This is a genomic window from Treponema denticola (genome assembly GCF_024181605.1).
Classification (GTDB): domain Bacteria; phylum Spirochaetota; class Spirochaetia; order Treponematales; family Treponemataceae; genus Treponema_B; species Treponema_B denticola_B.
Genome location: NZ_CP054477.1, coordinates 1,007,903 through 1,033,161, shown reverse-complemented (window position 1 = coordinate 1,033,161; position 25,259 = coordinate 1,007,903). Strand labels below are relative to the sequence as shown.

Here is a 25,259-nt window from a genome sequence, read left to right as displayed (position 1 = left end):
CAACTTAGGTTAATATATATGACATAAGGAGTATGCAAATGAGTCGACTTGAGATATTTTCACAAAACCGGTCTCAAATTATAATTGAAGAACTGTATGAGAATCTTCAACATCGAATTGAAGCAAGTCCTCCCGGACTTTGTCCCGTTTACATAACACGTGCCTTTATCGAAATGTGTCATGCCCAAACTTGCGGAAAATGTGTGCCGTGCCGTATCGGCCTTTTACAGTTAAAGCATATTTTAACTGATGTTCTAAACGGAAAAGCTGAAATGGAAACCATCAAACTTATCGAAGAAACTGCAAAGTCGATAAGAGAGACAGCTGACTGTGCACTGGGGTATGAAGCTGCCGATATGGTTTATAAAAGCATAATCTATTGCCGTGATGACTTTGAAGAGCATATAAAACACGGAAGATGCGGCTGTATAACAACTCAGCCCGTACCCTGTGTAGCTCTCTGTCCTGCAAATGTGGATATTCCGGGCTATATTGCCCTTGTCAGGGATGAAAGGTATGCTGATGCCGTCCGGCTTATCAGAAAGGACAATCCTTTTCCTTCTACATGTGCCTTTATCTGTGAACATCCTTGCGAACATAGGTGCCGGCGAAACATGGTAGACAGTGCCATAAATATACGAGGACTAAAAAGAGTTGCCGTTGAATTTTCCGGAAAAGTTCCGCCCCCTCCATCTGCCCCTTCTACAGGAAAGACTATAGCCATAGTCGGGGGCGGTCCTGCAGGGCTCACCGCGGCTTATTATTTACAGCTCATGGGGCATCAGACAACCGTATATGAAATGCTGCCCAAATTAGGAGGAATGCTCCGTTACGGTATACCTAATTACCGTCTTCCTAAGGACAGATTGGACGAAGATATAGATGCAATTCTCGAAACCGGAGTTAAGATTGTTTACGGTAAAAAAATAGGAACCGACATAGAACTCAATGAGCTTATAAAAGATAATGATGCAGCTATTATAGCAATTGGAGCCTCAACCGACAAAAAACTAGGCCTTGAAGGAGAAGATGCCGAAGGCGTTATCTCTGCCGTTCAATTCCTTAGAGATGTAGGAATGGATAAGGGCATGGATTTAACAGGTAAAAAAACTGCAATAATAGGAGGCGGAAATGTTGCCATGGATGCAGTGCGTACTGCTGTCCGCCTAAAATCGGAAAAAGTTACCTGTCTTTATCGAAGGCGTGTAGCCGATATGACGGCTCTTCCTGCCGAAATAGAAGGAGCCTTAGCCGAAGGGGTAGAAATGATGACCCTAAAAGCTCCTTCAAAACTCGAAGTAAAGAATGGAAAACTCACAGGCGTTTGGGTTACTCCCCAGATGATTTCCAAAATAAAAGACGGCCGAGCCTCCGTTGTATCTACGGGGGAACCTGATATTTTTATTCCGTGTGAAGTGCTTGTTGTTGCAATAGGACAGGATATCGAAACTCAGCATTATGAAGAGTCAGGTATACCGATTGATAGGGGCAAGCTTTTTACGATGCCCAGCGCAAGTTTTAAAGGAATGCCGGGCTTATTTTCAGGAGGGGATTGTGCTTCAGGACCTTCTACAGTTATAAAGGCTATTGCCGCCGGAAAGGTTATGGCTGCAAATATAGACGAATATTTAGGTTACAGCCACACTATAAGCTGTGATATAGAAATCCCCATACCTAATATAGATGACCGCCTTGCCTGCGGAAGGGTTGAGCTTGGAGAGAGAGAAGCCTCAGAAAGGATTAAGGATTTTGAAGGTGTAGAATTCTGTATGAGTAAAAAAGAGGCTTGTCAGGAATCGAACCGTTGTCTAAAATGCGATCACTTCGGCTTTGGAATATTTAAGGGAGGGCGTGAAAGATTATGGTAAACTTAACAATAGATAATATAAAAATAAATGTTGATAAAAACATGACAATTATGGAAGCTGCAGCACAGGCCGGTATTCCTATACCAAAACTTTGTTTTTTAAAGGGAATCAATGAAATTGCAGCATGCCGTGTATGTGTTGTTGAATTGGAAGGAAAGGAAAAACTTATAACCGCTTGTAACAACTCCGTTGAAGAAGGAATGGTTGTATACACTAATAGCCCGAAGGTAAGGCTTGACAGAAGAAGAACCGTTCAGATGATTTTGTCTCAACATGATTGTAAGTGTGCAACCTGTGTACGAAGCGGAAACTGTGCTTTACAAACCCTTGCAAACGATCTTAATATTCAAGATGTATTATATGAAGAACAGCTTGAGCTTCAGCCATGGGATAAAAATTTTCCTCTTATACGGGATTCAAAAAAGTGCATTAAATGTATGCGTTGTATTCAGGTTTGCGATAAAGTTCAAGGTCTTAATATATGGGAAATGGAAGGAACAGGCGGCAGAACTACAATAAATGTTTCAGGCTCAAGGACTATAGCTGAAGCAGACTGCTCTTTATGCGGTCAGTGCATAACTCATTGTCCCGTGGGTGCCTTACGGGAAAGAGATGACACGGAAAAATTCTGGCGGGCAGTTGCAGATCCTGATAAGGTTGTTGTTGTGCAAGTGGCTCCTGCAATCCGTACGGCTTGGGGAGAACACTTAGGCCTTGATCTAAAAGACGCTTCCGTCAACAAAATATTTGATGCCCTAAAACGAATGGGGGCCGACTATGTTTTTGATACAAGTTTTTCGGCCGACTTAACCATAATGGAAGAAGCCTACGAATTCCTTGAACGTTTTTCTAAGGGCGAGCTAAAAGATAAACCGATGTTTACCTCCTGTTGTCCGGGGTGGGTTCGTTTTATAAAAAGCCAATATCCTCATTTGGTTTCTCATTTATCATCGGCAAAATCTCCCATGCAAATGTTCGGTGCGGTTATGAAGTCGTATTTTGCTGAGTCAATAGGAAAAAGACCTGAGGATATTTTTTCCGTTGCAATTATGCCCTGTGTTGCAAAAAAAGGCGAGATTAACATGGAGCTTTTCTACGGCGAGTATGCAGGACATGATATGGACTGTGTTTTGACTACACGGGAATTTGTAAGGATGATTAAGTCTGCTCATATTCTCCCCGAAACCCTTAAAGAAACGGAACCTGATAAACTTTTCCATGATGCTTCAGGTGCGGGAATTATTTTCGGAGCTACAGGCGGTGTTATGGAAGCGGCCTTGCGTACTGCCTATTATGCCATAATGGGAGAAAATTGTCCGCCGGATGCTTTTAAAGTTGTAAGGCATTCTTCGCAAGAAGAGTCGGGTATTATTGAAGCTTCTTTTACATTAAAAGAGAATAATTTGAGTGTTGCCGTGGCCAGCGGACTTGCCAATACAAGGCGGCTTATAGATTCTATAGAAGCAGGCGAAAAGCATTATGATTTTGTAGAAATTATGGCTTGCCCCGGAGGCTGTGTAGGAGGCGGAGGTCAGCCCATACATGACGGCTTTGAATTGGCCTTTGAACGCGGCCAAAATCTTTATTTTATCGACAGTAATTTAAAATTAAGATATTCGCATGAAAATGAGGACATAAAGAATTTATACAATAACTTCTTTGAAAAGCCGAACAGTCACAAGGCCCACAGTCTTTTACATACGGACCATTTTATATGGGAAATGCCGAGAAGTCCAAAGCGGGATCGAAAGGGTTATGTTATAAACGAGAGATTTCAATCGTAATTATAGCACAGATTTTTAAATCTGCATCTTTTTGGTGTTGCCGTATAGTTCTTCACGCAGCTTTTTGATGTGTTCGTCTTTTATATAATCGTCAAAATTCATCATCCTGTCGATTACGCCGTTGGGAGTAATTTCGATAATTCTATTTGCGATTGAAGAAATAAATTCATGGTCGTGAGAGTTAAAAAGAATAACACCGGGGAATTCCACAAGGGCATCGTTTAAACTTGTGATAGCTTCAAGGTCGAGATGGTTTGTCGGCTCATCCAATATTAAAACATTTGCTCCCGAAAGCATGAGCTTACTCAATATACAGCGTACCTTTTCGCCTCCGGATAGAACATTTACGGGCTTTAATGACTCATCACCCGAAAAAAGCATTCGGCCTAAAAAGCCTCTTACATAGGCATCATCTTGGTCAGGGGAATATTGTTTAAGCCATTCGGTAATATTTAAATCGTTATTAAAATACTCGGCATTGTCCTTATTAAGATAGGCATGGGATACGGTCTGTCCCCAGTAAACATCTCCCGAATCGGGGCTTAATTTTCCGGTTAAAATATCGAAGAGGGCTGTTTTTGAATTATGCTCTTGGCCTACAAAGGCTATCTTATCGGTTCTGTTTACCGTAAACGAAAAATCGCTTAAAAGCTGAATGCCCTTTTCTTCCGCAGTGTCGGGGGTTTTATAAGAAATTTTTTCGGTGCGGACAACATTGTTTCCGATTTCCCTATTGGGCTTAAAATGGACATAAGGGAATTTACGGCTCGTAACTTCAATTTCTTCCAAGGCCAGTTTATCATAAACTTTTTTTCGGCTGGTTGCCTGACGGCTCTTTGCAGCATTTGAGGCAAAGCGTAGGATAAACTCCCTCAAATCCTTCATCTTCTCTTCTCTCTTCTTTTGTTGGTCCTTAGCCTGCCTTTGCATAATCCTGCTCATCTGGTACCAGAAATCGTAGTTACCGGAATACATGCGGATTTTTCCGTAGTCAATGTCGCAGACATGGGTACAAACCGTATTTAAAAAATGCCTGTCGTGAGAAACAACAATTATAATATTGGGAAAGTCGATTAAAAATTCTTCAAGCCATGCTATGGATTCAAGGTCTAAACCGTTTGTCGGTTCGTCTAAAAGAAGAATATCGGGGGTGCCGAAGATAGCCTGAGCAAGCAAGACCCGCACCTTCTGTCCCTCATCCAGTTCGCTCATCATTCTGTCATGGTAGTTTTCATCAAGGCCCAAACCTGAAAGAATTTGCTCTATTTGATTTTCAGCTTCCCAGCCGTTTAAATCTGCAAATTCGGCCTCCAATTCCGAAGCCCTTATTCCGTCTTCTTCGCTAAAATTTTCTTTTGCATAAATGGCTTCTCTTTCATTTCTAATATTGTAGAGCTTAGGATAGCCCATAAAAACCGTGTCTTTTACACTGTATTCGTCAAAGGCAAAGTGATCCTGCCTTAAAACAGCCATTCGCTCTCCGGGGGTAATACTGAACTCACCTGAGTCATGCTCCAATTCTCCCGAAAGCACTTTTAAAAAAGTAGACTTTCCGGCTCCGTTTGCACCGATAATTCCGTAGCAGTTGCCTTTTGTAAATTTTAAATTAACATCCTTAAAAAGCGGCCTGTCGCCGAACTTTAAACTTAAATCGCTTACTGTAATCATAAGCTGTCATAATACAATAAAGGGGATAAAATGTCAATCAATTCAATTTTTGCATCAAATCAGCAGGCGATGAAGAACCAGACCAGCCGAGCTTTGAGCGCAGGGCCTTGTAAAAATTATCGGGAGAACAGCCTGCCATTTTTACCTTATTGGGAGATTCGCTTATTATAATCTCATCATCTTCTTGTAAAGAAACCATCTCCTGTCCGTCAATTGAAACTATAATATCTTTCACTCTTGCAGGAAGAATTTTTATCTTCATTTGACCCGACGATGGAAGAACCAAGGGGCGGTTCGATAAGGAAAAAGGAGAAATAGGGGTTAAAACAAATGCAGATACATCAGGATCTAAGATCGGCCCTCCTGAAGCTGCCGAGTAGGCAGTTGAACCTGTAGGAGTCGAAACGATTACCCCGTCAGCTCTAAAAACACCGAAAGAAATTCCGTTAAAGGAAATATCCAAGTTTATCAGCTTTGCCATGCCCGAACCGGAAACAACGGCATCGTTTAAAGCTTCATATTTTACAATTTCTTTATTTTTCCGTTTTATCGAAGCTGAAAGGAGCATCCTTTTATGTAAGGTTTGTTCTCCGTTTAAGAGCTGTAAAAGTTCTCCTTCCCATTCTTTAGGTTCAATATTTGCTATAAAGCCGAACCGTCCTAAATTTATCGGAAAAACGGGGATTTGCCGCGGAGCACTGTAACGGGCAGTAAATAAAACCGTACCGTCTCCGCCAAGGCTTATTGCAAGGTCATAGTCTTCATTTAATTCGGGAGAATGGGAGATGCCGTCATATTTATATACAAAAGAATCGATTCCCTTTGCCGATAAAAAAGCTTCGATTTCTTTACAAATCTTTTTTGCATTGGGTTTTTCGATACTTAAAACTATAAGGGCTTTTTTCAAAATTTCTCCTTAAAAGCTCGGGCCTAATTTTATAAAAGAAATTAGGGCAGGGTAGCTAAAACTCTTGCAATCTCTGACGACTTTTTTGCACCTAATCGCGGATAAAGAGGAAAAAGAACACATCTTAATAAAAGAGAAGATGCATTTATAAAACTTTCTTGACTTTCTTTTAAGTATTCGACGGTAGAATTTTTAAAAGCAAGCTCTATGTCTATATCCTTTTTTGCCGCATATTTTTGCACATCCGAAACTCCCGAATTTAAAATAACCGGGAAAGAATAAACCGGATTTACCGTGTCTTCTTTTTGAGCTATCGTTTTATGTTTTCCTTGCATTAAAGAGCGGATATAGGACTCATGCATTTCCTTACGCTGCTCCATGTTTTTGGCCATCTGCTTCAACTGAACAAAGGCCAAGGACGCATTTATGTCGGGCAATTGGTCTGTAAGAGGGGATTCGTCATAAAGTTTTTTTAAAACTATTGCATTCCGCCTTTCGGGAGCAAGTAATACGGCACCTCCTCCGCCTGTTAGAATATCCTTTTCTTCCAGTCCCAAAATCGAAAAGACTCCCATACTGCCGGCATATTTTTCCTTGTAGGCAGCTCCTGCACTTTGAGAAATATCCTCTATTACGGGAATGTTTAAGCTTAATATCTTTTCGATATCAGGTAAAAAGCCCAAGGTTTCATGTAAGACAAGAACTCTTCCGCCTGCTTGAACCGCATTTTCAATGCTCTCAAAAGAAGGAAAAACGGAATCTGCTTCTACATCAAGCACAATCGGTTTATACCCTTGGCGGTTTAATTCTACATATTGCCACGAGGGTGCAAGGCTTGAGATAATAACCGATGAACCGTTTTCAAGGTTTAAGGCTTTTAAAGCATAGTTTAAAGCTATGGCCGGGCTTCTAAATGCAGCGGCTCCGGCTGTTTGAAATGTTTCGCAAACCTGCTTGATAAGCTTTTGGTTCATCTCGCCGGGGCCTATTTTTTCCTCGACCATACATGTAAGAACAGCATCCATTTCGGAGCGTCTTATAGTGGAACTGTAAACGGGTATTTTCATAATTTTTATAAATTCGTAATTTTCTGTAATTCTTTCGGATTAAAGAGCCTGTGAATATCCAAAATTATTAGGTAACCGGGATCTCGGCGGACAACGCCGTTAATGTACTCGGCCCCGATACCTGCAATCATTTGGGGCGGAGGCTGTATTTCTTCTTTTTTTACATCAACAACACGGGCTACTCTATCGATTATAATACCGATTTTGTTGTTTTCAACCTTTATTATTATAAAACCGCCCAAAAACTCATCGCCTTCATCTAAAGAAGCCTTTTTTATGTGAAATCTCTTGTGAAGACTTATTACCGGAATAATTTCGCTTCGTAGGTTAAAAATTCCTTCAACATAATACGGAGCATTCGGAATAGGCCTTACATCTTGAACCCTGACTATTTGGTCAACGTCCATAATTTCTACACCGTAAAGTTCTTCTCCGAGTTGGAATGTAACTAATTTTAAAAGGTCATCATTTTCGACCTTGGCCTTTTTATTAAGGCCTCCTGCATTTGCCATATAGTTTCCTTCCTCCAATATTTAAGATATTATCATACAAACATATAAAATTCAAGGGGAAAATGGAGATGTTTTAGTTTTATTTAATTAAAACTTGTCATCAGCTTTGCTTATGTGTCACATTCCTTCAAAATAGTTTATTTTCATTGCAGAGCGGACAGAATGAGTCGTAGCTGCGGCTTTTTCCCTTGCTTTTTTGGTGCCTTCAATCAGTATTTGATAAACGGAAGGGAGGTCTTTTTGAAAGGCCTCTCTTTTTTCCCTGAGTGGCCTAAGTTCTTCCTGTAAAATATTGTTCAAAAATTTTTTAATTTTTACATCGCCTAGACCGCCTTTTCGGTAATGCTCCTTAACCTCATTCAAGCATGAATAATCGCTCCAAAACTCAGAGAAGTGCTCATTTCGGGCAAAGGCATCAAGATAGGTAAATACCGGATTCCCTTCAACCTTCCCCGGATCTTCAACACGGAGGTGATTCGGGTCCGTAAACATTCCCATTACCTTCTTTTTGATTTCTTCGGGGCTGTCCGAAATATAAATACAGTTGCCGAGCGACTTACTCATTTTAGCCTTTCCGTCGGTTCCGGGAAGCCGTCCGCATGTTTTGTTTGCAGGTAAAAGCTCCTTGGGCTCTACCAAGGTTTCCCCGTAAAGAGAATTAAAGGAGCGGACTATCTCGCGCGTTTGCTCAATCATGGGCATCTGGTCTTCGCCTACAGGAACCGTATTTGCCAAAAAAGCCGTAATATCGGCAGCCTGACTTATAGGGTAGGTTAAAAATCCTACAGGGATACCGGTGTTTCCGCCGGCGTTGGCACCGGTGTTAAAGCCTCTCAGCTTAATCTCATTTTTTACCGTAGGGTTCCGTTCAAGACGGGCCAGGGTAACGAGATTCATATAATAAAATGTAAGCTCGCAAAGTTCCGGTATTTGAGTCTGCACGAGGATTGTCGATTTTTGAGGGTCTATTCCGCAGGCAAGATAATCCAAAGCCACTTCGATAACGCTTGCACGCACTTTTTCAAGATTATCCGCATTGTCGGTTGTAGCCTGCGCATCGGCAATCATAATATAAATTTCGTCGTATTTACCCGAATTCTGCAAAGCTACCCTGTTTTTTAAAGAGCCTACATAGTGCCCGATATGAAGTTTTCCTGTGGGTCTATCCCCGGTCAAAATAATGTTTTTCATTTAAACCTCATTCCTTAATAACCAAATGGAGTTCATCCAGCTGCTTTTGGTCTACTTCGCTGGGGCTGTCGTCCATGGGGCTTACTGCAAAGGAGTTTTTTGGGAAGGCGATTACTTCTTTTATCGAGGTTTCGCCTGCCATAATCATCACTATGCGGTCAAGTCCCGGAGCAATGCCGCCGTGGGGCGGGGCACCGTATTTAAAGGCTTCCGTTAAAAAGCCGAACTTCTTTTCTGCCTCGCTTTCGTCAAAGCCGACAATCTTAAAGATACGCTTTTGCAGTTCAGGATTGTGGATTCTTATGGAGCCGGAGGCTACCTCATATCCGTTTAAGACCAGGTCGTAAAGATCGCCTTTTACGGGTTCGGGATTTTCTTCCATTGTTGCAAGATATTTTTCTTGAGGGGCCGAGAACATGTGATGAGCCGGATCCCATTTGTTTTCTTCCTCATTCCATTCAAAGAGGGGGAAGTCCACAATCCAAGCAAATTTAAATTCGGCAGGGTTTAAAAGGCCTAAGTCCTTTCCGAGCTTGCCTCTGACGGCTCCCAAGGCCGTGCAGGCAATCTTGTACTTATCGGCTACAAAAAGAATTAAGTCGCCTTTTTCGGCTCCGAGTTTTGAGCAAATTTCCGCTTCCTTTCCTTCAAAGAATTTGGAAATACCGCCTTCAAGCTTTGCACCGGCTTCCGTTACCTTAATCCAAGCCAAGCCCTTAGCCTTGTATATTTTGGCTGCGGCTTCAAGCTCTTCAATTTTTTTGCGGCTATAGGCTTCAGCCTGTCCTTTTACAACCAAGGCCTTGACGGCTCCGCCTGAAGAAATAGCATCTTTGAAAACTGCAAAGTTTCCGATTTCGGCCATAAATGCTGCATCCTGCATCTTCATTTCAAAACGGAGATCGGGCTTATCTGTGCCGTAGACATCGATAGCTTCATCGTAGCTTATGCGTTCAAATGTTTTCGGAAGGTCTACGTTTATGCTCTTTTTAAAAGCATACTGCATCATTCCTTCGGTTAAGCTTAAAACATCTTCGCGGGAAGCAAAGCTCATTTCAAGGTCGATTTGAGTAAACTCGGGCTGTCTGTCGCCTCGGGCATCCTCGTCGCGGTAGCAGCGTGCAATCTGAAAATATTTATCAAAACCGGAGACCATTAAAATCTGCTTATAAATCTGCGGAGATTGGGGTAGGGCATAGAATTTTCCCGGATAAAGTCGGGAGGGAACCAGATAGTCGCGGGCTCCTTCCGGTGTGGACTTAATAAAGGTCGGGGTTTCAATTTCCAAAAAATCTTTTGAAGTTAAAAATTCGCGGACAGCAAAGGTAAACTTGGAGCGCAACATAATATGGTTCTGCATAGCCTTTGAGCGTAAGTCCAAATATCTGTATTTAAGCCGTAAATCTTCGTTTGCATTTGTTTTTTCGTCAATCTGAAAAGGAAGCACCTCACTTTTTGAAAGCACTTCAATCTTTAAGGCCTTAACTTCGATTTCTCCGGTTGCCATTTCTTTGTTTATCATAGAATCGGGGCGCTGCCTTACAAGCCCCTCAACGGCAATACAGAATTCCTGCTTGAGGCTTACTGCAAGAGCTTTTAATTCTTCGCTTGCATCATCGTCCACAACAACTTGAGTCAAACCGTAACGGTCGCGTAAATTTAAAAAAGTAATACCGCCGTGATCCCTTTTTCGGTGAATCCAGCCGTTTAAAACAACAGTTTTTCCTGCAAAATCCTTATTTAAGCCGCCGCAGGTTACGGTTCTTTGCATTTTTTCCATAATTAAATATTATAGTTAAAATACAAAAGCTATGCAATAGAGCGTGGAGATTTTATCTTTAAAAAATAAGGATGTCATCTAAAAAAAAGATTGACAAAAGCCGGTAAATAATTATAATTACAAAATATTTTTATTTTTAGGAGTTTATATGAAACACACCTATAAGACAAGGATTTACAGAGTCCTTGTAAATGCTGCTATGGGATTAGCTCTTGCCGTAATTGTAAGCTTTATTGTCGGTTTTTTTATACCGAGCAATATAGTAAGAGCTCTTGTTTTTATTGCCATTTTGGCAGGATATGTTTGGCTTGTAATTATCAATAATATCATTACGATAGAGGTTGATGATAAAACGCTGACCATAAAAAAAGGTAAAAAAACGGACGTATATGATATTGCGACAACAGCTATCAGGGCTAAAATCGTTACCTCGACATACGGGCGATCTTCTGCCGGAAGCGATACGGAATGTTCACTGTATCTTACGAGACCGGGAGAAGAGGAAGTGCTGGTTGATTGCGAACTTATCGGTATTTCTCATTTTAATAAGCTTTTGGAAAACTTAGGCATTACCGGAGATTCCGTAGCCAAGCTCGATACCGAAAATACAACGGAAAAACACAACAGCTGATAAACCGGCTAAATTGAACAATCATAAAGGAGCAAACATATGGACACAATCATGAGTAATGCAAGTTTTTCGCATATCTATTATTTTATCATTATCCCGATAGGTTTAATTGCTTATTTTGCCTTTGCAATATTTAAAACAAAGAATGAAAAGAAACGGGTTACAAACTGGCTGAATGAACATCCCAATGCCGTAAAAGTGTATATCGGTAAAACAAGTTCGGTAACCGGTTATCTGGCAAGTGCTGCCCGGCAAATAACCGTCAACAGCGTTGACGGAGAGCGTCCGCTATTTTTTACAGAAAAACTTTCAAACGGATTTTATGTTACACCGGGAACCCATATCGTCGAATCTTCGTTTACTAAAACGAGGCCCGGTATTATTTATAGGAGTGTTACGACTACTTATGGTCCGAGCAAACAGGAAATTACCGTAGAAGGTTTAAAATCTTATAATTACAGCTTTGATACAAACGAAGAACGATATGTTTTTGAAGCAATAAACTAAAAATACCGATCAAAACGGGAAGCTTTGTTATGAGCACGGAAGAAAAATATATACATCCGACATGGGATGATATTTTATAGCTGTGCTCCAACAGAGCTTCCCCATATAACTATTCCAATTCAAAGACAACGCTTATTTCTGCAGAAACTTCAATCTGTCCCATGGGAGAAAAATTTCCGCCTGCTGCCTCATAATCGGCGGCTTCTTTCATATTTTGGGCAGCATAATTATAATAGTTTCGTTGGAATATACCTGTAGGTTCCTCGCTTATGCTGATTATTTTTCCCAAAGAAAGAGGTTTTCCGCCGTTGGGGGCTGCCTTACAAAGAAGGAGAGCTTTTTCTTCAGCTGCTTTTACGGCCTCTACCCTTGCTTCGTCCATAAGCTTTCTCATATCGGCAACCGAAAAACCTACATTATAGATTCTATCGACTCCAGTATTTAAAAGGTCGGTTAAAAAGACTTCGTAGTCTTCAATCTTTGTAAGAAGAACGGCTATGTTTTGTACCACTTCATAGCTGTCAAAATATTCATCACCGTTGTCTCTATATCTGTAGCGAGGGGTAATATTTACGCGTTCAATACTTATATTTTTTTGTTCGATTTTATATTTTTCAAAAAGTTCTTTTAATTTTAAAATTGCAGCATCATTTTTCTTTTTTGCCGCAGATAAGTCCCTATCCTTAGAAAAAACCGAAAACGAAATTGAAACCTGATCAGGAGATTTGGAAATAGAAGATCGTCCTGTAACGCTTACAAAACGCTTTTCACTTGCTTGAGGACTGCATGCTCCAAATAAAACAAAACCGATACATAAAACGCCGATAAGTTTTATGCCCTTAATAATAGAATCTTTCATAAAAGCCTCCAAAAGAATCAAGCACTTACAAAAGCCGAAAAAGCATTTGTAAGTACAGTAAAACAACAAAATTTTATATTATAAAGTTACGACTTTTTAGTTATAGTCTTTTAAAATCAATAAAACTATGTTATCATTATATATAGGAAAAGTTTTTATAGGGGAAGCTTATGAAAATAATGATGGTTACAAGCGAACTTGTTCCTTTTGCAAAAGTAGGAGGCTTGGCTGATGCCGTTACAGCTTTATCAATAGCTCTTGCAGAAAAAGGCCATGATGTAAGAGTCATAATACCTCGCTATTATAAAATCGATCGAAAAAACTTAAAACAAATTCCGGGGGCTATGGCCGTTCATCTGGGGCCTTATGAACACTGGGTAGGCGTTTATGAGTCGAACCTGCCTTCTTCAAAGGTAAAGGTTTATTTTATAGACCATGAACAAACCTTCGGCAGGGATGGCGTTTACGGTTCATCTTTTGAGCCTGATTTTTCCGATAACACGAAAAGATTTTCTCTTTTAGCCCATGCCGCTTTTCAAGTTTGCCGAAAACAGGCGTGGATTCCCGATGTTATACAGGCGCATGATTGGGCTGCGGGCTTGGTTCCCGTACTTTTACGCTTTACCGAAAAAAATACTGAATTTAAAAATACGGCAAGTGTTTTTACCATTCATAATATGGGTTACCAAGGTGTTTATTCAAAGCATACCTTTCCCGACACAGGCCTTGATTGGAACGACTTTTATGCTACAGGCTTTGAAGACTGGGATAGAATAAACTTTTTAAAAGCAGCCCTTGCTTCCTCCGATATGCTTACAACCGTTTCTCCTTCTTATGCGGAAGAAATTAAACGCCCGGAATTCGGCTTTAGGATGGACGGTATTTTGCGTTACAGAGAAAAAGAACTGACAGGAATTTTAAACGGGGTAGATACCTCAATATGGAATCCGTCAAAAGACGAGTATATTCCTTACCGATATAATTCTAAAACCCTTGAAGAAAAAGAAAAAAATAAGGCTGTTTTACAGGAAAGATTCGGTCTCGAAATAAATGCTTCAGTTCCGGTATTCGGCATGATAAGCCGATTGGTTGATCAAAAGGGGATTTCAGAACTTTTCGGGCCCATGTACGGTTCGGCTTTTAAGATATGTTCCGATATAAAGCTTCAAATGGTTGTTTTAGGTGCGGGGGAATCTTGGTGCGAAAAAGAACTCAATTTTCTTTCACAAAGGCTTCCTAATTTTAGATGTTATATAGGGTATAATGAAGAATTAAGCCATCTAATCGAAGCCGGAAGCGACTTTTTCTTGATGCCGTCAAGATATGAACCATGCGGTCTAAACCAAATGTATTCCCTCCTTTACGGAACCTTGCCCATAGTCCGAAAGACGGGAGGGCTCGCAGATACGGTAGAAAACTATAATGAAGAAACAGGCGAGGGTACGGGTTTTGTGCTTGACTATTTAAGTCCTCAAAGTATTTACGATACTGTAGGCTGGGCAGCTTATGCATGGTATAATAAAAAAGATCATATAAAAAAGATGAGAACCAAGGCCATGAGTAAAAAATTCGGATGGAATATAGCCGCGGAAAAATATTTAAAAGTATATGCCGATGCTATTGAAAAAAAAGCTTCCATGTTATAGACTAAACGAAAAGGAGGAGGTTTAAAACCGTATTTCTATGATAAAATATGTAACTTCATTTTTTAGAGCCATTAATGCAAATGCTCATCCGGGTGATATAGCTCATGCCGTTGCATTAGGCCTCTTTTTGGCAATATTACCTAAAAATAATTTAACATTTACGTTTTTGTTTTTTTTGTCTATTTTTATCCGCATAAATAAAGGAGCTTTTTTTATATCTTTTATTTTATTCGGGTTTGTAACCCCATTTATGGATGTACTAATAAACAATATAGGTTTTTGGGCTGTTCAACTGCCATTTTTACGCCCCATCTTTATCGCTTTAGAAAACATTCCTTTTGTAGCTCTTTTTAAGCTTTCAAACACAATGGTCTTAGGAGGCATAATTTGGGGACTTATACTGTATACTCCTGTATACATCTTAACAAGAATTATAGTAGCAAAATATAGAAAATATATGCAGCCTGCTGTAAATGTAAAGGGTGTCGGCCTTTTAGGTAAGATACCGCTTCTTCGCCACTTAACAAAAATATCTGATATAAAGGACAATTTTTAATATGACGGATAAAAATAACGAATCATTGCAAAAAGATGAAATAAAAGCAGCCAAAAGGGCCGCTAAAGAAGCTAAAAAACTTGAAAAGGTAAAAAAACTTTTTAAAAAACGTTATACAAAAAGATCTCTTAATCGAAAAATCTATAAAAAGATTTTCATACCGGCAGATAAAGATTTTATCCAAGGTTTTATAGTTTCAAGTATCGATGAAAAAACAAACAAAGAGTATTTCGAATTCGATAAAACAAAGATAAACGATAAAACCCAATTAAAACGAATAAACAAAATAGCTTTGGAAATAGGCAGACAAAAGGGAAGGGTAAATTTTCCGGCAGTACTGGGTGCTTTAGCCTGCGTTTTTGCCGTTCTATTCTTTGTATATATTTTTAGAAATGTATTGGCAAAAAAAATTGTAGTCGGAGGCTCCGAAGCTGCCTTCGGTGCAAAATGTGAGGTAAGCCTTGTAGACTTCGACTTGTTTAACACTAGGTTTAGAATCCAAGGATATAAGGTTGCAAATAAAAAAGAGCCCATGCGTAATTTATTTGAGATCCAAAATATAGACTTTTATTTTAACCTTTTGGAATTAAGCCGAGGAAAATTTGTTGCAGAAAATATGGCGATTGAAGGTTTTACATGGAATACCGAAAGAACAACTTCCGGAGCCTTGCCTCCAAAAAAACAAAAACCTGTAGATCCCAACAAGAAGCCTAACCCCATAACGGAACTTATCAATGCTGAACTTAAAAAAGTGCAATCCCAAGTATCCGTTGACAGCGGTTTAAAAGCCGTTCAAGATCAAATAGATCCTCGAAAAATTCTTGAACGCGAAAAAGCCGCTTTTAAAACTCCGGAAATTACAGAGAAAATTATAAATTCCGTAGATCCGATGGCTCAAAAATGGATTAAGACTAAGGACGATGTAGAAAAACAGGTTGTAGACACCATTGAGTCTGTTCAAAAACTAATGGCCATAGACATAAATAATATTAATGATGTAAAACAACTTCAAGAATTAATCGAAATTATTCAAAAAGTAGTTAAAACAGGGCAGGATGATTTTGATTTGGCAAACCGTCTTTTTAATGATGTTCAAAACGATATAAATGATGTTGACCGGCTGGCACGGGAAGCAGGCGAGTCAATTAAAAGTGACTTAAACCGCCTAAACAAAATTGCAGGGCAAATAAAATCTATCAATATCGATACCGGTAAAAAACTGGTTGCCGATCTTATAAACACTTTTATAGTAAATACTCTTGGTACATATTATCCTTATTTTGTTCAAGGAATGGAGCTTCTACAAAACTCTCAAAAACAACCTAAACAAGAAAAGGAACTTACATTGGCTCAAAAATCGAAAGCTATGGAACGTCTTCCCGGAAAAACCTTTATCTTCGGAAAAGACTCGGTTCCGACTTTCTTAATAAGGAATATTTCTCTTTCAGGTCATCATCCCGAAAAGGATGTTTTTGAAATCGGAGGAAGAGCTAAGGCCATAACTAATGATTACGATAAACTCGGTATTCCTCTTACAATTAATTTAAATGCAGCCCACGGAAAATTAAAAGAAACTGCAGAGGGTATAATCGATTTACGCTCCTATACCAATGAGCTTGTCGATACCGATTTTACATTTGAAGGCTTGGATATGGATATTCCTTCGCCGGCAGATGCCGTTCCTTCTCTTACAGGTATCTTAAAAACCGGAGGCGGTGTAAAGGTTTCTAAAAATAAGGATGTAGTCATCAATGCAAATATGGAAATCATGAAAAGCGTTCTTACCGTTCAAAAATTTGAACCGGCCTTTGTTTTTGAAATCTACCAAAACATTCTATCAGATATAAAAAAGATAAACGTAAAAACAACTCTTACAATCAATAAGGGAGAAAATTTTACACTTGATATCGATACGGATGTAGATAATCAGATAGCGGCAGCCTTAAAAAAAGAATTTGCCCGTCAAGTTGAAAAAGTAAAAGCAGAACTTTTAAAGCAAGGACAAAAATGGCTTGATGAGCAAAAAGAAACTTATAAAAAAGAAATTGACACCTTTATGTCGGCAGCAAATAAGGCTAAAAAACTTCTTAATGACGTAAAAAATTATGAAAAAATCTTAGACAAAAAGAAAGCTGAAGCCGAAAAACGTATAAAAGATATTGCCGCAGGAAAAATAAAAGAAGCACAAAACGAGGTAAAAAAAGAAGCTGAAAACAAGGTAAAAGATCTTTTAAAAGGATTCGGGTTTTAATGTCCTTAAACAATAAAGAAATAGATCTAATTCTTGAAGAGCTGAAATTAGAGGGCTATTTTATTCAAAAAATAATTCAGCCCTCTTATACAGCCTTGGTCTTTTATTTATATAAGGATAAGCCTCTTACTCTTTTTATTTCTCTTGATGCCGGAGCATGCCGGCTTCATTCTACACATAAAAAAATTCCTAAATTCGATAAGCCTATGCGTTTTATGGAGCTTTTAAAATCCAGAATCAAGGGCGGAAAAATCCTAAAAGCGGAACAACTCAACGAAGACAGAATTATACGCCTTAATATTGCAAGCGGAGCAGGGGGCTTTTTTTTATATTTAAGGCTGTGGAGCGGGGCTGCAAACATAGTTTTAACCGATGAAAATAACCTTATAATCGATGCTTTTTACCGACGGCCCAAGAAGGGTGAAATATCAGGCGGAACTTGGCTGACTCCCGAACCTCAAAAAAGTAAAAAACAAGATTATTGCGTACGCGAGTATGACAAAACAAAAACTTTTAATGAGGCTGTAGAAGAATGGTATATTAATAATGCTCCAAAGGTTTCAAAAGAAGCCCTGCTGGACGAAGCCGAAAACCTTTACGGAACTAAAATATTAAAAATCGAAAAAGCTCTATCAAAACTTAAAACAAAAAGGGAAGAATTTTTAAATGCTCAAAGTTTAAAAAATGCAGGGGATTTGCTTTTTTCAAACCTTCATCTGATAAAAAAAGGAATGAAATTTATAGAACTTGAAGATTACACAAAAAACGGTGCAAAAATAAATATTACTTTGGATCCTCTAAAAACACCCCAAGAAAATGCAAATCTCTATTACGAAAAATATAAAAAAGCCGTTTCTGGTTTAGAGGCTTTAGAAGAAGATATTATATCGGCCGAAAAAGAAATAGAAAAACTAAAAGAAAAAATAGAAAAAATTAAAACGGAAGAAAACCCTTATTTAATTCAAAAAATTCTTCAAAAAGAAAAAATTCCGGTTCAGCAAAAAGCAAAAAATACGAAAACCGCTCCGGGCTTAAAATTCTTTTCGGAAGGGTGGACTATTTTAGTAGGCCGAACGGCAGCCGAAAATGATGAGCTTCTGCGTCATTTTGTTAAGGGTGCAGACCTTTGGCTTCACACAAGGGATTATGCAGGCGGGTATGTTTTTATAAAGGCTAGGGCAGGGAAGAGTATACCTTTGTCTGTTTTGATTAAGGCCGGAAACCTCGCAGTCTTTTATTCAAAGGCGAGAAAAAACGGACAAGCAGATTTGTATACCACTCAGGTAAAACATTTACGCAGAGCAAAAAACGCCCCCAAAGGAACAGTTCTTCCGTCCCACGAAAAAAATCTTTCAATAAAACTGGATGAAAAAATCTTAAAAGAATTGGAAGAAGAAAAAATATCGGCCTTATAAATTTTTAAATTCCATTGACGGCTTTTTATCTTTGCTCATCGTTAAAATTCCATAACTCTTATTTGAACCCATTCGCGGTCTTGAGACCGAACCGGGGTTTACCAAAAATATCCCGTTTGCTTCTTTAATCAATGGTACGTGGGTATGGCCGAAAACTGCAAGCGAGCAGTCTTGCTGCCGTGCAAAATTTAAAAGGGTGTTTAATTCAAAATCTACATAGAACTCATGCCCGTGAGTTAAAAGAATCTTTTTATGGCAAGCCTCTAAAAAGATAAATTCAAAAAATTCCAAATGCTGTTCGGGATTTTTTTTAAAGCCGAAATCCGCTCCCGTTTTTCTTGCATCTAAATTTAGAACATATTTTTTTGAATCGCAATTTCCCATAACGAGAGCTGCTACAGGAGGCATACATTCCATCAGCTCTTTTTCATATTGCGAAATCGTTATATAATTTAAAAAATCTGCAAGGCCGTCTCCTGAAAATAAAACAGCATCGGATTTTTTTCCCTCGCGGCCCAAAATATCGATTATAGTATCTACATTACCGTGTGTGTCCGAAATTAAAATAAGGCGTGCTTTTTCGGCAGATTTTAGTTTTTCAAGAGCTTCAGGAGATGCAAAAATCCCTTTATTAAAGTACTCCAAAGAGTTCACCGGTTAAGCACCTCCTTCAAGCTTATCCGGATTTATAATGCCGTCATGTTCCGTTTCATTTTCTTCTGAGTTTTCTTTATCATCATCCGCCGTTTCCTGACCTTCATCAAAATCCTTATAAATCAAAAGATATCTGTGGGATTGAAGTCCCGTATCGGAATCAGTATACGGTTTAATTGTATAATGATTAGGAAAAAGTTCCTTGCCTAAAATAGTTTGTGCCGTAAAAAAAGCCTGTTGAAATTCTTCTATCGGAAAAATCTTTATGTTTTTGTTATGAGCGTTTATATCCTCACCGGCAAAAATTGCCGCTACAAGTAAGAGCATAACCTCATTATCGCTTATCAAAAAATCCTTTTCCTCATTCATTATCTCTTTAGGAATTTGAAAATCAACTACAATATCCGAGGATGCCTCCAATGGGAGAATTTCGTCCATGGGCAAAAGGCTTATTATTGAAAGATTAGGATTATTCTCCGCAGCCTGAATCAGATAACGGCCTCCGCCTTCAGGTATACCTATGGAAATAAGTATTGTGGTTTTTTGTTCTTCAATCTTTTCGTTAATCATTCTAAGACGAGGTTGTTTAGCCGCTTTTACCATATCGGAATAGGGTAAAACTTGAACATGAGAATCGGAACTCCCAAGAGCATATTCATCTTCAAGATATTTTAAAATATCTTTCCGCTCATAATAATCTTTTCCAAGAACAATGAGGATATTATTTTTTATAATCCTTTTAGGTTTTATTTTTTCATAAACGGTTGCTTTTTCTTTAGCATTGCTGCAAGAAGTAATAAAGGTTGAGAACGGTATACTTATAAAAATCAAAAAAAATAAAAGCTTTTTCTTCATAATAAAATTCCAATTTTTCCTTTTTAATGAAAAGGGGCTTATAAATATGAGAAAGTATATCAAAATTTTAAGATAAAGAAAAGAGGAGATGAAACCTTTTAAAATCCACCCAATCCAATTAAAACCCCGAATAAGTAGACAGAACATACATTATAGGAAGTTTTATAGAGGTGTTTTGTGAGTCCATTTAGTCGAGAGTTAGCCATATTTTTTATTAAGATGTATTATTATTTCTATACTATTTAATAATTTAGTATAAAAATGTATACATATTTATAAAAATTCTATAGTTGTTTTACAATCCAATGCTTTGGATATTTATTTTTTAAGTTTTTATATTTGTTCTCTTTTACTTTTTTATCCTTTTCCAGCTGCCAAGAATATACTTGAAAAGGAATAAAATCAGGATATAAATTTAAGACATCATTAAGCAGCAGCACTAAGTCTTTTTTATCAGCTCCAACATTTATCAAAGTTTCTATCATCCATAAGTAAATTAAGGGATGCACTCCCTTATTAAAGCGTTCTTTATATGTGTTTTCAACCATATTCATATTTGCAAAATCCAGAAAGGGATTTTTTATTGATTGAAGTCCATAATACAAAAATATTCCGTAAATAAGATCCCTGTTTTCATTTTTTATATCTGTACTTGCTTGCATTGTTTTATCGATTAATTTGTTTAGCTTTTTACTTGTGTATGGGTTTTCGTTACCGTTAAAAAGCTTATAAAATTCTTCCAAATATTTATCAATGTTATTTTTAGAACTTTTTTTATTGTATTCCGAATCCGTGATTACCCAAGCCGGTACAATTGGATAAGGAGAAATAATATCTATTTTTCCGTCACCTACCATATCATATAGACAGATTTCTTTTCCATTTACATATTGGGTAACACCTACCAACTTATTTCCCGATACCAAAAATTTCGTATCTTCTTTTGTGATAACTTCCTTATAGCCGATCATTTCTTGAAAACCGTCAGGCATTTTTATGAGTTGAACTCTACTGATAAAATATTCCGGCGGATTTTTTTGTGTAAAAGCAACTATGTCATCGCCTACTTCAAAAGAATAATTTTGAGAATAAATTCCAAAAACACAAAAAATAAAAAAAATCGATATAAAATATTTACGCATATTTAACCTCCATGCTTTTTTTTATCTAAGATTTGCTCTAAATGTTTTTCCTTTTAGTTCTTTTAGTTCTGCATGGGCAAAATTTCCGATTAAGGATTCGGGAGGATTGCCCTGAATTACGGTCATCTCTCCTTGTTCGGTGTGCCCGAAAAGTTCAGACTTTTCATTTCTCGAATGGGATTCAACCAAGATGTCTACCTTTTTGCCGAGCTTAGCCTTCATTTTTTTTGCCGTAATTTTTAGCTGTAAGTCGATTACACGGCCCAATCTTTCTATTTTTATTTCTTCAGGAATCCTGTCAGGATAATTAAAAGCCTTTGTTCCTTCACGCGGATTATAATGATACATAAAGGCCGAATCGAATTCTATTTCCTGCATCAAATCCAATGTAGCCTTTACATCATCTTCGGTTTCACCGGGGAAGCCCATCAGAATATCGGTACTCAAGGCTATATCGGGTATGGTTTCTTTTAGGCGTTTTATTCTGTTCTTATAATGTTCAACCGTGTAAACCCTGTTCATTCTTTTTAAAATTGTATCGGAGCCGTGCTGAACCGGAAGATGAACAAGTTTGCAAAGTCTTTTTTCGGCAGCGATTGTGTCGATTAAGGCATCGGACATATCCTTAGGATGACTCGACATAAAGCGTATCCATCTTATAATATCGGTTTTATCCGCTTCTTTCGCTATAAGACTTAAAAGTTTTGGAAAATCGATTACCCTCCCCTCCCCGTCTTCTCCTTTATAGGAATTTACATTTTGGCCGAGCAAGGTAATTTCCCTTACCCCCCTTGATGAAAGCTCGGTAATTTCTTGCAATATTTCATTTACGGGACGCGACACTTCCCTGCCCCGAACATAGGGCACAATACAATAAGTGCAAAAATTATTGCAGCCGTTCATAATGGGCACATAGCTTTGAAAGGACTTCGGCGAATGAGAAAGAGGCGCAAAATAATAACCCGATACTGGTTTTTCTTCGATATTGTTATGAGTAAACTCCGCCATATAATTATCATCTTTAAGGCGGGCTTTAATTTCATCAAAAATTTGAGGAAGAAGATTGCGTTCAAACATTCCGACAACATAATCGATGAGCGGGAATTCTTTTTGTATTTCTGTATAAAGCCTTTCAGCCATACAGCCTATTAAAAGCACAAAAAATTTCCGCTTTTTTTTCAAGCCTGAAAAATGCCCCAGCCTTCCGAGAACCCTGTTTTCGGCAGTTATGCGTACGGAACAAGTATTTATTATAAGTAAATCGCAGTGTTCGACATCGGAGGAATTCGTCCACCCCTTTTCGAGCAGAATCTGTTCCATTGAGGATGATTCAGCCTGATTCATCTGACAGCCGTATGTTTCAAAAAAGTAAGTCATATTTAGCTCAACACATGTTTTTCGGCATGATAACTGGAACGAACAAGGGGACCGCTTTCCACAAAAGAAAAGCCTTTTTCCAAGCCTATTTGTTTATATTCTTCAAAGACTTCAGGCCTTACATATTCTTTAACCTCAATATTTTTTACAGAGGGTCTAAGGTATTGGCCTATGGTCATAACTTTGCAGTTTATTTTGCGTAAATCGTCCATCGTTTCTAAAATTTCATCCCTTGTTTCACCAAGCCCCAACATAATACCGGATTTGCATACCAAGCCGGAGTCTGCAATTTGTTTTAAAACTTTGAGAGAGGTGTCATACGTAGCCCTGCTTCTGACATGGGGAGAAAGCCTGCGTACCGTTTCAAGATTATGAGAAATTACCTCCGGTTTTGCTTCAATAATCATCGATACCAAATCTTCATGGCCTTGAAAATCGGGAATTAAAACTTCCATTGTAACATTCGGTGTTTTTTGTTTTACGGCTCTTATAACCTTTACCCAGTGGGAAGCTCCAAAATCTTTTATATCGTCCCTATCTACCGAGGTTAAAACTACATGTTTTAATTTTAAAGCTTCAACCGATTGAGCTATTTCCATCGGCTCATTAGGATTTAGGGGCAAGGGGCAACCGGTAGGCACATTGCAGAATTTACATGCCCGCGTACAGATATTTCCGCAAATCATAAATGTTGCAGTTCCGCACCTCCAACATTCTCCCTGATTGGGACATTTACCGCTGGTACATATAGTATTTAATTTATGTATTTTTATTGTATTCGATACTTCCTGTGAAAGTTCTCCGGTAGGAAGTTTTATTTTTAACCAATCAGGTTTTCTTTGATTACAAGTCATAAACCCAGCCTTAAAATTCATAATTTTATTGATTATAGATTAAAATCATAAAAAAGTCTAGATATTATAATTACTCTCACAGTATCACAGTAAATTTCTTTATACTTTTTAATGAAAAGCATTTATGCAAAAGTATTGCTTTTTTATTGCTTTTGTAGTATATTGCTAATAAGAGGTAAATATGAAAACAGCAGTTTTACAGACACGGATAGATAAAACTCTAAAACAGGATGCGGATGCTTTTTTTGAATCAATAGGAATGGATACTACAACTGCAATACGTATATTTTTAAAACAAACTTTAATACAGCGTAAAATTCCATTTGAAATTGTTCAAGATAATTCTTTTTATTCGGAAAAAAATATAAAAGCTTTGGAACATTCTAAAACTCAAATGGAAACAGGGCAGCATTCAATTCGTGAACTTGTTGAGGTGTAGTTTTGCCTAAGAAAAACTCTGAGATAAAATTTGAATAATATAATTTTTTACTTTAGCACTAATTTTCCGAAAAATTCATTCTTAACTTTTTTCTCTTAATAAAAAAATTATATAATATAGCATATTCTTTTTTGATTTTACCATTATCAGAATTAGCTACACTTTTAATACTATATAATACTGAATATGGAGTATTAGAAAAAACTAAATAATATTTATTTATATATCTAACTTCAAATAACTTAATAAATTCATCATCATACATATTTTTTGCAGCTAATGGTGGTCTTCCAATTCTATTTATACCAGTAAAAACAATCATATCATCAATAACAAATGAAAATAATAAGTCATTAAATCCCTTCATATTAGCTTTCAAATCTTCGAGGTTAACATCACAATTAACTTCTATGCAATGCTTATCATAAAAATATGATAATATTTTTGATTCCTCTATTGCATAAATTATATTTATTTTCTCTTTTAAACACATAACAATATCATTCTTATCTAATTTTTTAATATCAGAATCTTTAATAGATATATCCCAAAAAATAATTCCAGAAAACATTGTATTAACTTCCATAATTATTAAAATAAAAAACAAAATTAAAAAAAAATTCTTCATTTTTACTCAATTTCTCCTGTTTTATAATAATGCTCTATCTAATTTGCTGCATAATCATTAATCGACTCAGTTTTTTCACTAGCATTATACCAAGCCTCAATAATAGGATTTGGTAATATATTATCTTTAAAAATTTACTTAACATACCTACATATTCTTCAGAAATTTTATCAAAATATCTAATACATCTAGTCATTTATGATTCCACTTATAATATATTTATTAAAAACAATCAACTAATTTTATTTTAAATATATACTTTACAATTGTAAAGATAAATATACCGCCAACTAAAAAAAGATCTTCATTCACTCCTTCTCGGTGTTTTTCATATTTTTTCTTAATAATACATAGTACTATCATCATTACACCAAATACAAAGCAAGAAAATAAAAATAAGAAAATATTCAGTTCTATGTCATATACGGCAGGCCAATACCATAAAATCATAATTATACTTAGAATTATATTTGTCCTTATTATTTCATTCCAAGATTCATTATGCAAAAGCGCCGATTTTGCAATCGATCCTAAATTCACCATAACAAAAATAAACATAAATAATATAAAATTACCCATAAAATCTTCCATATAATTTTATACACCTCCAAAATAATAAAATATGAACCGATCAAGTATTGGGCTCTTCTTTAAGCAAAATACGCATA

At 37.4% G+C, this 25,259-nt stretch carries 23 protein-coding genes; 9 read left to right on the top strand and 14 right to left on the bottom strand.

Going from position 1 to position 25,259, the window contains the following annotated elements:
• The first annotated feature begins 38 nt into the window (after window positions 1-38).
• Both E4N80_RS04615 and E4N80_RS04610 read left to right on the top strand, forming a co-directional pair.
• Window positions 39-1,868 (top strand): NAD(P)-binding protein, encoded by a 1,830-nt coding sequence (locus E4N80_RS04615; protein ID WP_253700695.1) that lies wholly within the window; start codon window positions 39-41, stop codon window positions 1,866-1,868.
• A complete protein-coding gene (locus tag E4N80_RS04610) occupies window positions 1,862-3,652 on the top strand; it encodes a [FeFe] hydrogenase, group A (protein ID WP_253700694.1) in 1,791 nt (596 codons plus the stop codon). The genes E4N80_RS04615 and E4N80_RS04610 overlap by 7 nt, the downstream gene beginning before the upstream one ends.
• Before the next feature lie 15 nt (window positions 3,653-3,667).
• On the opposite strand, the gene E4N80_RS04605 is transcribed toward E4N80_RS04610, so the two are convergent.
• The 6 genes from E4N80_RS04605 to aspS all read right to left on the bottom strand — a co-directional run bounded on the left by E4N80_RS04605 (window position 3,668) and on the right by aspS (window position 10,768).
• A complete protein-coding gene (locus E4N80_RS04605; RefSeq protein ID WP_253700693.1) occupies window positions 3,668-5,320 on the bottom strand; it encodes an ABC-F family ATP-binding cassette domain-containing protein in 1,653 nt (550 codons plus the stop codon).
• Window positions 5,321-5,357: 37 nt separating this feature from the next.
• Window positions 5,358-6,227 carry an NAD(+)/NADH kinase gene (locus E4N80_RS04600; RefSeq protein WP_253700692.1) on the bottom strand — a complete coding sequence of 290 codons (870 nt, stop codon included), beginning with the start codon at window positions 6,225-6,227 and terminating at the stop codon, window positions 5,358-5,360.
• 41 nt (window positions 6,228-6,268) lie between these two features.
• The gene (locus E4N80_RS04595; protein WP_253700691.1) at window positions 6,269-7,294 is read right to left on the bottom strand and encodes a DegT/DnrJ/EryC1/StrS family aminotransferase; all 1,026 of its coding nucleotides are present in this window, start codon (window positions 7,292-7,294) and stop codon (window positions 6,269-6,271) included.
• 5 nt (window positions 7,295-7,299) lie between these two features.
• The gene (locus tag E4N80_RS04590; RefSeq protein ID WP_002669135.1) at window positions 7,300-7,806 is read right to left on the bottom strand and encodes a chemotaxis protein CheW; all 507 of its coding nucleotides are present in this window, start codon (window positions 7,804-7,806) and stop codon (window positions 7,300-7,302) included.
• A 117-nt stretch (window positions 7,807-7,923) separates the two neighbouring features.
• Window positions 7,924-8,997 carry a tryptophan--tRNA ligase gene (trpS, locus tag E4N80_RS04585; protein ID WP_253700690.1) on the bottom strand — a complete coding sequence of 358 codons (1,074 nt, stop codon included), beginning with the start codon at window positions 8,995-8,997 and terminating at the stop codon, window positions 7,924-7,926.
• Window positions 8,998-9,004: 7 nt separating this feature from the next.
• Complete coding sequence (gene aspS, locus E4N80_RS04580; RefSeq protein WP_253701045.1) at window positions 9,005-10,768, bottom strand: aspartate--tRNA ligase; 1,764 nt, start codon at window positions 10,766-10,768, stop codon at window positions 9,005-9,007.
• 157 nt (window positions 10,769-10,925) lie between these two features.
• Here aspS and E4N80_RS04575 point away from each other — a divergent pair, with 157 nt between their 5' ends.
• A complete protein-coding gene (locus E4N80_RS04575; protein ID WP_253700689.1) occupies window positions 10,926-11,408 on the top strand; it encodes a hypothetical protein in 483 nt (160 codons plus the stop codon).
• 39 nt (window positions 11,409-11,447) lie between these two features.
• Window positions 11,448-11,915: a hypothetical protein gene (locus E4N80_RS04570; protein WP_253700688.1), complete on the top strand. Its 468-nt coding sequence runs from the start codon at window positions 11,448-11,450 to the stop codon at window positions 11,913-11,915.
• A gap of 109 nt (window positions 11,916-12,024) precedes the next feature.
• On the opposite strand, the gene E4N80_RS04565 is transcribed toward E4N80_RS04570, so the two are convergent.
• On the bottom strand, window positions 12,025-12,774 hold the full coding sequence (locus E4N80_RS04565) for an SIMPL domain-containing protein (protein WP_253700687.1): 750 nt from the start codon (window positions 12,772-12,774) through the stop codon (window positions 12,025-12,027).
• Between the two features lie 170 nt (window positions 12,775-12,944).
• On the opposite strand from E4N80_RS04565, the gene glgA reads away from it, so the two are divergent.
• Genes glgA through E4N80_RS04545 form a run of 4 tightly spaced genes read left to right on the top strand, consistent with a single transcriptional unit; the run spans window position 12,945 to window position 18,642 of the window.
• Window positions 12,945-14,420, top strand: coding sequence for a glycogen synthase GlgA (glgA, locus tag E4N80_RS04560; protein ID WP_253700686.1), 1,476 nt, complete (start codon window positions 12,945-12,947; stop codon window positions 14,418-14,420).
• A 37-nt stretch (window positions 14,421-14,457) separates the two neighbouring features.
• Window positions 14,458-14,976 (top strand): DUF2062 domain-containing protein, encoded by a 519-nt coding sequence (locus tag E4N80_RS04555; RefSeq protein ID WP_253700685.1) that lies wholly within the window; start codon window positions 14,458-14,460, stop codon window positions 14,974-14,976.
• 1 nt (window position 14,977) lies between these two features.
• Entirely contained in the window at window positions 14,978-17,227 is a 2,250-nt protein-coding gene (locus E4N80_RS04550) for a TIGR03545 family protein (RefSeq protein WP_253700684.1), read from the top strand.
• Entirely contained in the window at window positions 17,227-18,642 is a 1,416-nt protein-coding gene (locus E4N80_RS04545; protein WP_253700683.1) for an NFACT RNA binding domain-containing protein, read from the top strand. Before E4N80_RS04550 ends, E4N80_RS04545 begins: the two co-directional genes overlap by 1 nt.
• On the opposite strand, the gene E4N80_RS04540 is transcribed toward E4N80_RS04545, so the two are convergent.
• The 5 genes from E4N80_RS04540 to lipA all read right to left on the bottom strand — a co-directional run bounded on the left by E4N80_RS04540 (window position 18,637) and on the right by lipA (window position 23,524).
• Window positions 18,637-19,296, bottom strand: coding sequence for a metallophosphoesterase (locus E4N80_RS04540; RefSeq protein ID WP_253700682.1), 660 nt, complete (start codon window positions 19,294-19,296; stop codon window positions 18,637-18,639). The two genes, E4N80_RS04545 and E4N80_RS04540, sit on opposite strands and share 6 nt — an antisense overlap.
• Window positions 19,297-19,299: 3 nt before the next feature.
• A complete protein-coding gene (locus E4N80_RS04535; RefSeq protein ID WP_253700681.1) occupies window positions 19,300-20,151 on the bottom strand; it encodes a hypothetical protein in 852 nt (283 codons plus the stop codon).
• Window positions 20,152-20,435: 284 nt separating this feature from the next.
• Window positions 20,436-21,293 carry a hypothetical protein gene (locus E4N80_RS04530; RefSeq protein ID WP_253700680.1) on the bottom strand — a complete coding sequence of 286 codons (858 nt, stop codon included), beginning with the start codon at window positions 21,291-21,293 and terminating at the stop codon, window positions 20,436-20,438.
• 21 nt (window positions 21,294-21,314) lie between these two features.
• Complete coding sequence (gene miaB, locus E4N80_RS04525; RefSeq protein WP_253700679.1) at window positions 21,315-22,670, bottom strand: tRNA (N6-isopentenyl adenosine(37)-C2)-methylthiotransferase MiaB; 1,356 nt, start codon at window positions 22,668-22,670, stop codon at window positions 21,315-21,317.
• Between the two features lie 2 nt (window positions 22,671-22,672).
• The gene (gene lipA, locus E4N80_RS04520) at window positions 22,673-23,524 is read right to left on the bottom strand and encodes a lipoyl synthase (RefSeq protein ID WP_002682974.1); all 852 of its coding nucleotides are present in this window, start codon (window positions 23,522-23,524) and stop codon (window positions 22,673-22,675) included.
• Between the two features lie 181 nt (window positions 23,525-23,705).
• Here lipA and E4N80_RS04515 point away from each other — a divergent pair, with 181 nt between their 5' ends.
• Window positions 23,706-23,963 (top strand): type II toxin-antitoxin system RelB/DinJ family antitoxin, encoded by a 258-nt coding sequence (locus tag E4N80_RS04515; RefSeq protein WP_010697354.1) that lies wholly within the window; start codon window positions 23,706-23,708, stop codon window positions 23,961-23,963.
• Between the two features lie 58 nt (window positions 23,964-24,021).
• On the opposite strand, the gene E4N80_RS04510 is transcribed toward E4N80_RS04515, so the two are convergent.
• On the bottom strand, window positions 24,022-24,591 hold the full coding sequence (locus tag E4N80_RS04510; RefSeq protein WP_253700678.1) for a hypothetical protein: 570 nt from the start codon (window positions 24,589-24,591) through the stop codon (window positions 24,022-24,024).
• Window positions 24,592-24,813: 222 nt separating this feature from the next.
• The gene (locus E4N80_RS04505) at window positions 24,814-25,182 is read right to left on the bottom strand and encodes a hypothetical protein (RefSeq protein ID WP_245608893.1); all 369 of its coding nucleotides are present in this window, start codon (window positions 25,180-25,182) and stop codon (window positions 24,814-24,816) included.
• Between the last annotated feature and the right edge of the window lie 77 nt (window positions 25,183-25,259).

What these genes read in the sequence shown, in the direction of transcription:
- E4N80_RS04615 (WP_253700695.1), top strand. Translation starts at nt 39, where the DNA reads ATGAGTCGACTTGAGATATTTTCACAAAACCGGTCTCAAATTATAATT.
- E4N80_RS04555 (WP_253700685.1), top strand. Translation starts at nt 14,458, where the DNA reads ATGATAAAATATGTAACTTCATTTTTTAGAGCCATTAATGCAAATGCT.
- E4N80_RS04590 (WP_002669135.1), bottom strand. Translation starts at nt 7,806, where the DNA reads ATGGCAAATGCAGGAGGCCTTAATAAAAAGGCCAAGGTCGAAAATGAT.
- E4N80_RS04510 (WP_253700678.1), bottom strand. Translation starts at nt 24,591, where the DNA reads ATGAAGAATTTTTTTTTAATTTTGTTTTTTATTTTAATAATTATGGAA.
- aspS (WP_253701045.1), bottom strand. Translation starts at nt 10,768, where the DNA reads ATGCAAAGAACCGTAACCTGCGGCGGCTTAAATAAGGATTTTGCAGGA.
- trpS (WP_253700690.1), bottom strand. Translation starts at nt 8,997, where the DNA reads ATGAAAAACATTATTTTGACCGGGGATAGACCCACAGGAAAACTTCAT.
- E4N80_RS04530 (WP_253700680.1), bottom strand. Translation starts at nt 21,293, where the DNA reads ATGCGTAAATATTTTATATCGATTTTTTTTATTTTTTGTGTTTTTGGA.
- E4N80_RS04505 (WP_245608893.1), bottom strand. Translation starts at nt 25,182, where the DNA reads ATGGAAGATTTTATGGGTAATTTTATATTATTTATGTTTATTTTTGTT.
- E4N80_RS04550 (WP_253700684.1), top strand. Translation starts at nt 14,978, where the DNA reads ATGACGGATAAAAATAACGAATCATTGCAAAAAGATGAAATAAAAGCA.
- glgA (WP_253700686.1), top strand. Translation starts at nt 12,945, where the DNA reads ATGAAAATAATGATGGTTACAAGCGAACTTGTTCCTTTTGCAAAAGTA.
- E4N80_RS04515 (WP_010697354.1), top strand. Translation starts at nt 23,706, where the DNA reads ATGAAAACAGCAGTTTTACAGACACGGATAGATAAAACTCTAAAACAG.
- E4N80_RS04570 (WP_253700688.1), top strand. Translation starts at nt 11,448, where the DNA reads ATGGACACAATCATGAGTAATGCAAGTTTTTCGCATATCTATTATTTT.
- E4N80_RS04595 (WP_253700691.1), bottom strand. Translation starts at nt 7,294, where the DNA reads ATGAAAATACCCGTTTACAGTTCCACTATAAGACGCTCCGAAATGGAT.
- E4N80_RS04610 (WP_253700694.1), top strand. Translation starts at nt 1,862, where the DNA reads ATGGTAAACTTAACAATAGATAATATAAAAATAAATGTTGATAAAAAC.
- E4N80_RS04575 (WP_253700689.1), top strand. Translation starts at nt 10,926, where the DNA reads ATGAAACACACCTATAAGACAAGGATTTACAGAGTCCTTGTAAATGCT.
- E4N80_RS04545 (WP_253700683.1), top strand. Translation starts at nt 17,227, where the DNA reads ATGTCCTTAAACAATAAAGAAATAGATCTAATTCTTGAAGAGCTGAAA.
- miaB (WP_253700679.1), bottom strand. Translation starts at nt 22,670, where the DNA reads ATGACTTACTTTTTTGAAACATACGGCTGTCAGATGAATCAGGCTGAA.
- lipA (WP_002682974.1), bottom strand. Translation starts at nt 23,524, where the DNA reads ATGACTTGTAATCAAAGAAAACCTGATTGGTTAAAAATAAAACTTCCT.
- E4N80_RS04565 (WP_253700687.1), bottom strand. Translation starts at nt 12,774, where the DNA reads ATGAAAGATTCTATTATTAAGGGCATAAAACTTATCGGCGTTTTATGT.
- E4N80_RS04605 (WP_253700693.1), bottom strand. Translation starts at nt 5,320, where the DNA reads ATGATTACAGTAAGCGATTTAAGTTTAAAGTTCGGCGACAGGCCGCTT.
- E4N80_RS04535 (WP_253700681.1), bottom strand. Translation starts at nt 20,151, where the DNA reads ATGAAGAAAAAGCTTTTATTTTTTTTGATTTTTATAAGTATACCGTTC.